The 8226-nt window shown below is 69.8% G+C and carries 9 protein-coding genes; 6 read left to right on the top strand and 3 right to left on the bottom strand.

The window, feature by feature from the left end:
• Window positions 1-63 precede the first annotated feature (63 nt).
• From fliF to E2493_RS04015, 6 genes are all read left to right on the top strand, one after another.
• Window positions 64-1605, top strand: a complete 1542-nt coding sequence (gene fliF / locus E2493_RS03990; protein ID WP_191992960.1) for a flagellar basal-body MS-ring/collar protein FliF — start codon at window positions 64-66, stop codon at window positions 1603-1605.
• An 11-nt stretch (window positions 1606-1616) separates the two neighbouring features.
• Window positions 1617-1973 (top strand): flagellar motor switch protein FliN, encoded by a 357-nt coding sequence (gene fliN / locus E2493_RS03995; protein ID WP_135083961.1) that lies wholly within the window; start codon window positions 1617-1619, stop codon window positions 1971-1973.
• Complete coding sequence (locus E2493_RS04000) at window positions 1970-2530, top strand: helix-turn-helix domain-containing protein (RefSeq protein ID WP_135083963.1); 561 nt, start codon at window positions 1970-1972, stop codon at window positions 2528-2530. The genes fliN and E2493_RS04000 overlap by 4 nt, the downstream gene beginning before the upstream one ends.
• Before the next feature lie 32 nt (window positions 2531-2562).
• The gene (gene flhA, locus E2493_RS04005) at window positions 2563-4644 is read left to right on the top strand and encodes a flagellar biosynthesis protein FlhA (RefSeq protein WP_135083965.1); all 2082 of its coding nucleotides are present in this window, start codon (window positions 2563-2565) and stop codon (window positions 4642-4644) included.
• 69 nt (window positions 4645-4713) lie between these two features.
• Window positions 4714-6243 (top strand): flagellar hook-length control protein FliK, encoded by a 1530-nt coding sequence (locus E2493_RS04010; RefSeq protein WP_135083967.1) that lies wholly within the window; start codon window positions 4714-4716, stop codon window positions 6241-6243.
• An 11-nt stretch (window positions 6244-6254) separates the two neighbouring features.
• Entirely contained in the window at window positions 6255-6914 is a 660-nt protein-coding gene (locus tag E2493_RS04015) for a flagellar hook assembly protein FlgD (RefSeq protein ID WP_135083969.1), read from the top strand.
• A gap of 132 nt (window positions 6915-7046) precedes the next feature.
• Here the strand turns inward: E2493_RS04015 and E2493_RS04020 are convergent, their stop codons facing one another.
• The 3 genes from E2493_RS04020 to E2493_RS04030 form a co-directional block, all read right to left on the bottom strand.
• Entirely contained in the window at window positions 7047-7301 is a 255-nt protein-coding gene (locus tag E2493_RS04020) for a hypothetical protein (RefSeq protein ID WP_135083971.1), read from the bottom strand.
• Between the two features lie 161 nt (window positions 7302-7462).
• Window positions 7463-7834 (bottom strand): hypothetical protein, encoded by a 372-nt coding sequence (locus E2493_RS04025; RefSeq protein ID WP_225421131.1) that lies wholly within the window; start codon window positions 7832-7834, stop codon window positions 7463-7465.
• Window positions 7835-8082: 248 nt separating this feature from the next.
• The coding region (locus E2493_RS04030; protein WP_263854053.1) for a flagellin at window positions 8083-8226 on the bottom strand (144 nt) is incomplete at its 5' end.

The raw sequence follows: 8226 nt of genomic DNA on the forward strand, positions 1-8226 counted from the left end.
AATTGGGGCGTTGCCTTGAACGGACTGCGTAATCTTGCCGCACAGATCGGCACCAAGCGGCTGATGCTGATGGGAGGCGTGGGCGGAGCCCTGCTGCTCCTGCTCGGATATCTCGCCTTCCGGACACCGGCCGCCGAAATGGGCTATCTCTACACGGACCTCGATCCGTCGGCCGCCCAGTCGATCACCGAGAAGCTGAAGGCGGACGGCGTGCCGTTCCAGATCAGCGCCGACGGGACCGGCGTGATGGCGCCGCAGGATCGCCTGGCCGAGCTGCGCATGTCGCTCGCCGGCGAGCAGATGGGCGGAAAGATCGGCTATGAGGTGCTCGACCAGGAGGAGCCGTTCGGCGTCTCCTCGTCCCGCGCCAAGCTGAACGAGACCCGCGCGATCGAGGGCGAGCTCGCCCGCTCGATCGAGAGCCTGGAGAGCGTGCTCAAGGCGCGCGTCCACATCGTCATGCCCGAGCGCGCAATGTTCGCCGCCGAGGCGCGCAAGGCGAGCGCCGCCGTGACCGTCAAGACTCGCGGCACCCTTCCGTCACAGGGCGTGCAGTCGATCCGCTACCTCGTCTCGTCCGCCGTTCCCGAGCTTTCTCCCGACAGCGTCTCGATCATCGACCAGAGCGGCGCCCTTCTCGCCCGCGCGGGCGAGGGCGGCGGCGCCGCCGGATCCGAGATCGAGGAGAAGCAGGCGGCGATGGAAGCCCGCCTGCGCCAGCAGATCGAGGCGCTGGTCGAGCCGATCGTCGGCGACGGCAAGGTCCGCGTCGAAGTGGCCGCGCTGCTCGACCGCGACCAGAGCCGCGAGGAAGCCAACGTCTTCGATCCCGACAAGCAGGTCGTGAAGCACCAGATCAGCGTCGAATCCGGCGACGAGAGCTCGGAGAGCGAAGCCGACGCCCAGGCGGCGACGGTCGCGACCCAGCTGCCCGAGAATTCGGGCCAGCCGGCCGGCGCCGGCGGCGACAGCCGCCAGTCCCGCAAGAGCGAGAGCTCCGAGGACATCACCTACGACAACAGCCAGAGCCACACCGTCACCGTGCGCGCCCCGGGCAAGGTCAATCGCCTGACCGTCGCGGTGCTGGTCGACGGCGGACCCAAGGGTGTCCCGCAGCCGCAGATCACCCGCCTCACCCGGCTGGTCGAGAATGCGGTCGGCTTCGACGCCGAGCGCGGCGACAGCGTGGTCGTCGAGAGCATGGCCTTCGCCGCGCCCGAGGATCTCGGCGAGGCCGACGGGATGCTCTCCAACCTGCCCTGGGACAATATCTTCGACATCGTGAAGATCCTGATCGTGGCCGGCGTGCTGCTGGTCGGTGCGCGGATGATGCGCGACCGCCGCCGTGCCCCGGAGCCGGCCGACACGGCCGCCCTGCCGGCCCCCGATGGCCTGCCCGCGCTCCCCGCCGGCAGCGAGGCGACCCTCGCCGAGCTGGAGGCGCAGCGTGCGGCGGAGAGCGATCTCGCGATGCTCGATCAGGAAATCGCCCTCGCCCAGGTCGACGGGCGGGTGAAGCTCTCGGCGCTGAAGCGGATCGGAGACGCCGTCAAGGCGAGCCCCGGTGAATCCGCCTCGGTAGTCCGGCAATGGATGAATGCATGATGGAGAAGTTGATGAGCGAGGAATTCGCGCCGCCCCAGCTGGCGCCGATGGAACTGGAAGGCGAAGCGCTCGAGCTGCCGGGTGACGGCCAGCCGAGCGGCGCCGCGACCGCGAGCGACCACCAGTCCGACAGCCTCGAAGCCGTGTTCGACGTTCCGGTGAAGGTGCAGGCCGTGCTCGGCCGCTCCCGGATGGAGATCGGCGAGCTGATGCGGCTGCGGCCCGGCGACGTCGTCGAGCTCGATCGCCGGGTCGGCGAGCCGGTCGACATCTACGTCAACAACCGCCTGATCGCCCGCGGCGAGGTCGTCCTGATCGACAACGCCCTCGGCGTCACCCTCACCGAAATCGTCCGCGAAGACCGATGACGGGAGCACGCATCCGCATGCTGCTCGTCGGAGTCGAGGGCAGCGAGTTCCGGCTGGCGGCCGAGATGGCCCGCGAGAATGGCGCCGAGGTGTTCACCGCCGACGGCATCGAGCCCGCGCTCGAGCGCCTGCGCAGCGACGGCGCCGACATCGTGATGATCGACGTCTGCTTCGACATCGCCGTCTTCCTCGAGAGGATGCGCGGCGAGCGGCTCGGCGCGCCGGTGATCGCCTGCGGCATCGACGCGCCCGCCCCGGTGGCGGTGGCGGCGATCCGGGCCGGCGCGCGCGACTATCTGCCGCTGCCGCCGGAGCGCGCGCTGATCGCCGCAGCGATCGAAACGATCGCCCACCGCATCAGCGGTCCGATCGAGATCGATGCGCTGGTCGGCCACACCGTCGCCGACGTCGAGCGGGAGCTGATCCTCCATACGCTCGAGCGCTGCCACGGCAACCGCACCTCCGCCTCGACCATCCTCGGCATCTCGGTCCGGACGATGCGCAACAAGCTGCGCACGTTCATCGAGGCCGGAATCCCGGTCTCGCCCGCGGCCTGAACTTCGCCACGCGAAACTAGCTGGAGCCTGCAATGCCCCCGCAAATGAACGGCCTGCTGCAGCGCATGGGGTCGGGACGAGACCTTTCGCTCGCCTTCGGCGTCATGGCGATCATCGCCATGCTGATCCTGCCGATGCCGGGCTGGATGCTCGACTTCGGCCTGGCGCTGTCGATCACCGTCTCGGTGATGATCCTGATGACGGCGCTGTTCATCGAGAAGCCGCTCCAGCTTTCGTCCTTCCCGACGATCCTGCTGATCGTGACCATGCTGAGGCTGGGCCTCAACCTCGCCTCGACCCGCCTCATCCTCTCGCACGGCCAGGAGGGGAGCCATGCCGCCGGCGGCGTGATCGCCGCGTTCGGCGAGTTCCTGATGGGCGGCCAGACGGTGATCGGCCTGACGATCTTCATGATCCTGATCGTCATCAACTTCGTCGTCATCACCAAGGGCGCGGGGCGCATCGCCGAGGTGGGCGCGCGCTTCAGCCTCGACGCCATGCCGGGCAAGCAGATGGCGATCGACGCCGATCTCTCGACCGGCACGATCACCGAGGAGCAGGCGCGCGAGCGCCGCACCGAGATCGAGGCGGAGAGCGGCTTCTACGGCGCCATGGACGGTGCCTCGAAGTTCGTGAAGGGCGACGCGGTCGCCGGCCTGCTGATCACCGCGATCAACGTCTTCGTCGGTCTGATCATCGGCGTCGCCATCCACGGCGTGCCGTTCGCCGAGGCGTTCCAGACCTATACCATCCTCACCGTCGGCGACGGCCTGGTCAGCCAAATCCCGGCGCTGATCGTCTCGACCGCGGCGGGCCTGCTCGTCTCGAAAGGCGGCATCTCCGGCAAGACCGGCGAGGCGCTGTTCGACCAGCTCGGCCGCTATCCCAAGGTGTTCGGCCTCGCCGGCTTCCTGATGATCATGCTGGGCCTGATGCCGGGCCTGCCGTTCATCCCGTTCGCCGGGCTCGGCGCCGGCTGCGGCTTCCTCGCCTGGAAGATGAGCGAGCGCGCCGCCCGGTGCGAGGCGCAGGAGCGGCTCGCGCTCGCCAGCGCCGAGATGCAGACGACCGAGGCGGAAGAGCCGATCTCCCGTACCCTGGCGATCGACGCGCTGCGCATCGAGATCGGCTACGCCCTGCTGCCGCTGATCAACGATTCCAGCAAGGATCCGCGGCTCGACGACCAGGTGCGCGCGCTGCGCCGCCAGTTCGCGATCGACTACGGCTTCGTGCTGCCGGCGGTGCGCATCCTCGACAACATGGCGCTGAAGCCGAACGAATATGTCGTCTACGTCAAGGAGACCGAGGCGGCCCGCGGCGAGCTGCAGATCGACAAGCTGCTGGTGATCACGCCGGCCGGCGCCAATGTCGGCCTGCCCGGCGAGGAGACGACGGAGCCGGTGTTCAAGCTTCCGGCATTGTGGATCGACCGCGGCCTGCGCGACGAGGCGGGCTTCCGCGGCGTGACGGTGGTCGATTGCGGCACGATCGTCGCCACCCACCTCACCGAGCTGATCAAGGACAACATCGCCGACCTGCTCTCCTACACCGAGACGCAGAAGCTGCTGAACGAGGTCCACAAGGATTCGGAGAAGCTCGTCTCCGACATCGTCCCGACCAAGATCTCGATCTCGGGCGTGCAGCGGATCCTCCAGAACCTGCTTTCGGAGGGCGTCTCGATCCGCGACATCCCGACGATCCTGGAGGGTATCGCCGAGGCGAGCGCTATGACCGCGAACCTCACCCAGATGACCGAGCACGTCCGCAGCCGCCTGGCGCGGCAGATCTCGGCCCAGCAGTCGCACGAGGGCGCGATCCCGATCATCACGCTCTCGCCGCGCTGGGACCAGGAGTTCGCCGAAAGCATCGTCGGACAGGGCGACGAGCGCCACCTGGCGATGGCGCCGTCCAACCTGCACGCCTTCATCGCCTCGGTCCGCGAGACCTACGACCGGCTGGCCGGCGACGGCGAGATCCCGTGCCTGCTGACCAACCCCTCGATCCGCCCGTTCGTCCGCTCGATCATCGAGCGGGTGCGGCCGGCGACGGTCGTGCTCTCCCAGAACGAGATCCACGCCCGCTCGCGCATACGCAGCCTCGGCGTGGTCGGCTGACCGCACCTTGCCCTTGTTCCCGTCCTATAATGAATTGTTGGGTCGATCCGGCCCGGAGGATGCCGCCGAATGATGATTGCCCCTTCGCCCTTCGCGCCCCCGGCTGCTGCCGGCGCGGCGCCGCCGCTCGCACCCGGCGGAGATGCGGCCGCAACGGCGTTCACGCTCACCCTGCAGTCGATCGCGGCGGGGCCGGACAGCGGCCTGACCGCGCCGGTGATCGCTGCGGCGCCGACGTCGGGCCAGACCCTTTTCACCCTGCCGGCGACGGCCGAAGCGCTCCCGGACCAGCCGCTTCCCCTTGCCGACGGCACCGTGCCGCCGCTGACCCTCGCCGCGCTCGATGCCCCGCGCCTTGCCCAGCCGACGCTCGGCCAGGCCGAGTCTCCGCAGGCACCGGCCGTGCCGGACCTGATTCCGGCCCAAGCGAAGGCTGAAGCCCCGCTCCAGCCGGTCGTCGAGGCCGGCGAGCCGGCGGCGCCGGTCGCTGCCACGGCCGGCCAGCCGCTCCCGCAGCCCGCCTCGCAGCCGCTGATCGCAACGCCGCAGCCGGCGAAGACGGAGCAGCCGGCCGAGGCCGGCGCGAAGAAGTCCCCCAAGGTCCAGCACGCGCAGGCGAAGACCGCCGCCCCCGCCACGGCGGAGACGGACACCGCGCCCCGCCCGGCTGCGGCCGCCGTTCCTGCCGAGTTGCTCGCCGCGGCCCTGCCAGCCGCTGCCGAGGGCAAGACCGAGCCGGCGGTTCCGATGCCCGCCGAGGGCGAGACCCCCGCCGAGGATGCCGCGCTCGACACCGCGGCGCTCCTGCCCGCCGGTGCGCTGGCCGAGCACGCCGCGCCCCAGCCCAAGGCCCAGGTGGCTGCGCCGGCCGCCGCCGATCCGGTTGAAAGCAAGGTGGACCGTGCCGCACTGGCCACCGTGAAACTCGCCGGCGCCGCCGAGACGAGCGCGCCTGCCGCCGCGCCCGCGCCGGCCGCGACGCCGGCCGAAGGCACGACCTTCGCGCTTCGCGCCGAGACGCCCGCCCACGAGGCCGCGCCGGCCGATGTCTCGGCCCTGCCGTCCCCGCTCGTCGGCCAGGCATTGACCGGGACGACGATTCGCCCGGTCAACGTTCACCAGCTTTATCCGGCGCATGCGGCTGCGCCGCCGGCGGGGACCGTCACTGCTCAGCCCGGTCGGATCGGCCGCGAGATGGGCGTGGAGATCGCCCGCCGCGTCTCGGCCGGCCAGGACGAGATGCTGATCCGGCTGAACCCGCAGGAGATGGGCCGGATCGAGGTTCGCCTGTCGTTTGACGATGCCGGCGCGGTCCGCGCCGTGCTCGCCTCGGAGAGCCCGGCCGCGCTCGAGATGCTGCGGCGGGAGACCTCCGACCTCGCCCGCTCGCTGGCCGACGCCGGCGTGCGCTCCGACGCGCAGTCGTTCCGCTTCGATCGCGGCGGCAGCGAGAGCTTCGGCCAGCGCGGCCAGAGCGGCGGCAACCACCACGGACGCGGCGACGCCGGCCTCGCCTTCAAGGGCGGCGCCGACGAAGAAGCGGATGCGTCCGCCTACCGGCAGCTGCGCAGCAGCGGCCAAGTCAATCTCATAGCCTGAAGGATCTTGCGATGACGACCGTCTCGTCGACCAGCAACAACAGCCAGCAGACGCTGCTCAACACGGCCGCGCAGGGCGCGAACGGCGCCGATTTCAACATGTTCCTGAAGCTGCTCACCACTCAGATGCAGAACCAGGATCCGCTCGATCCGATGGACACGTCGGAATACACCCAGCAGCTCGTCCAATATTCGCAGGTCGAGCAGTCGATGCAGCAGACCGGCGTGCTGAAGGACATCCTCGGCCGCCTCAACGCCCAGGACATGGCCCAGGCCTCTGCCTTCATCGGCCGCGAAGCCCGGTTCGACAACAACATCTCGGGCGTCGGCGCCACCAACGGCGCGGCCTGGACGATCGCGCCGGCCAAGAAGGCGAGCGCGATCACGGTCAGCGTCACCGACGCGGCCGGCAAGGTCGTTCACGAGAAGGTGCTGGATCCGGCCACCACCCGGTTCAACTGGGACGGCACGCTGGCCAACGGCGACCGTGCGGCCGAGGGCGCCTATCGCCTGACCGTGAAGGCCACCGACAGCACCGGCGCGGCGATCGACGTGGGCGTGAACGGCGTCGGCGTGGTCAAGGACGTGATCACCGACGGCAGCGGCGTGAGCCTCGGCATCGGCGGGGTTCGCGTCCCGATGGATTATCTCGTCGCGGTCAGCGCCGCCTAATAAATGCTGTCCGACGGAGAGGCCGCCACGGCCTCCCGTCTACAATGAAGAAGAGGCGCGCGGCGCTCCCCCATCACACGCCGCGCGCCTCATCCTTCCCCAGCGCCGCACAAGCGTCGCCACCGGCGAATGCTAGAGCGCCTCGACCTCGAAATCGTCGACGAAGCAGCCGGGCACCAGCGCCGGCGCTGCAAGCATGGCGATGCACTCCGCAAGGGCGGGATCCTCGCGCGGTCCGATCACGTCGTAGACGTCGGCCGGGCGCGAGCCCGGCGACGCCAGCCCGCGCTGGGCTGCCGCGGCCCAGAGCGCGGCCACGTCCGAAACCTTGAGCGTAAGCGTCACCTGATAGCCCGGATCACCCGGGGCGCCGTCGTGCAAAGCCATTCAATCCCCCTCCACGCGATCGGCGCGGCCGCCCGTTTGAACAGGCTCCGCGCAGCGTTGCAAGAGTGGACGGACGGGTGGCGCCCGGGCCGGGAGCGGCGCGTCCCGCGGCAGGGCTGCCGCGCCTGCGCCGCGCGAAGACGGACCGTTTCGTCCGTCGATCAGTGAACCAGGGCGTGGGAGACGGCGCTGCGGGTCAGCGCGCGCGCATGCGGGATGACGAGGCAGAGCTCGGCATAGAGCTTGTCCCAGAACGGCGCCGGGATGTCGATCACCTCGCCGCTCTCGTCCTGACGGAGCACGATCGAGACCTTGGGATCGTGGGTGAGGCTGAGCTTCAGCGCAAAGCTGCCGGCGCAATGTTCGTCGGGCAGGGGATGCGGCAGCGCCAGGCGGGCGGCCATGATGAAGCCGGAGAGCAATTCGCCGCCATAGCCGTCGAGCAGCACGCGCGGCCGCTCCGGCAGATCGTGGCGTTCCAGGACGATCAGGGCACCCCGCGGATGCGGTTCGACGCTGATGCGGAGGCGCATCCCGAAAGGATCTGTAATCTCGCGGATTCGGGACGGCACGAACGATTCTCCTCTCCTTTCATTATAGGCGGCGGGGGGGTCCCAAAGGGCTTTGCGCGACGGTTAATTGGCCGCGGCGGCCGCCGCCGGCGCACCGTTGCGGGGGCGCCGTTACGGGGGCACCCGGACGCAGAAAGGCCGGAGCGGTTTCCCGCCCCGGCCTCCCCAGCGTCGGCTCCGGGCGTGCCCGGAGACCATGCCTTCTCCGATTAACGGAAGAGCGACATGACCGACTGCGGCGCCTGGTTGGCGATCGACAGAGCCTGGAGACCAAGCTGCTGCTTGACCTGCAGGGCCTGAAGCTTCGCCGATTCCTTGGCCAGATCGGCGTCGACGAGGTTGCCGATGCCGCT

It is taken from the genome of Sphingomonas parva (ex Maeng et al. 2020), assembly GCF_004564275.1.
GTDB classification, from domain to species: domain Bacteria; phylum Pseudomonadota; class Alphaproteobacteria; order Sphingomonadales; family Sphingomonadaceae; genus Allosphingosinicella; species Allosphingosinicella parva.

What these genes read in the sequence shown, in the direction of transcription:
- fliF (WP_191992960.1), top strand. Translation starts at nt 64, where the DNA reads ATGCTGATGGGAGGCGTGGGCGGAGCCCTGCTGCTCCTGCTCGGATAT.
- fliN (WP_135083961.1), top strand. Translation starts at nt 1,617, where the DNA reads ATGAGCGAGGAATTCGCGCCGCCCCAGCTGGCGCCGATGGAACTGGAA.
- E2493_RS04000 (WP_135083963.1), top strand. Translation starts at nt 1,970, where the DNA reads ATGACGGGAGCACGCATCCGCATGCTGCTCGTCGGAGTCGAGGGCAGC.
- flhA (WP_135083965.1), top strand. Translation starts at nt 2,563, where the DNA reads ATGCCCCCGCAAATGAACGGCCTGCTGCAGCGCATGGGGTCGGGACGA.
- E2493_RS04010 (WP_135083967.1), top strand. Translation starts at nt 4,714, where the DNA reads ATGATGATTGCCCCTTCGCCCTTCGCGCCCCCGGCTGCTGCCGGCGCG.
- E2493_RS04015 (WP_135083969.1), top strand. Translation starts at nt 6,255, where the DNA reads ATGACGACCGTCTCGTCGACCAGCAACAACAGCCAGCAGACGCTGCTC.
- E2493_RS04020 (WP_135083971.1), bottom strand. Translation starts at nt 7,301, where the DNA reads ATGGCTTTGCACGACGGCGCCCCGGGTGATCCGGGCTATCAGGTGACG.
- E2493_RS04025 (WP_225421131.1), bottom strand. Translation starts at nt 7,834, where the DNA reads ATGCGCCTCCGCATCAGCGTCGAACCGCATCCGCGGGGTGCCCTGATC.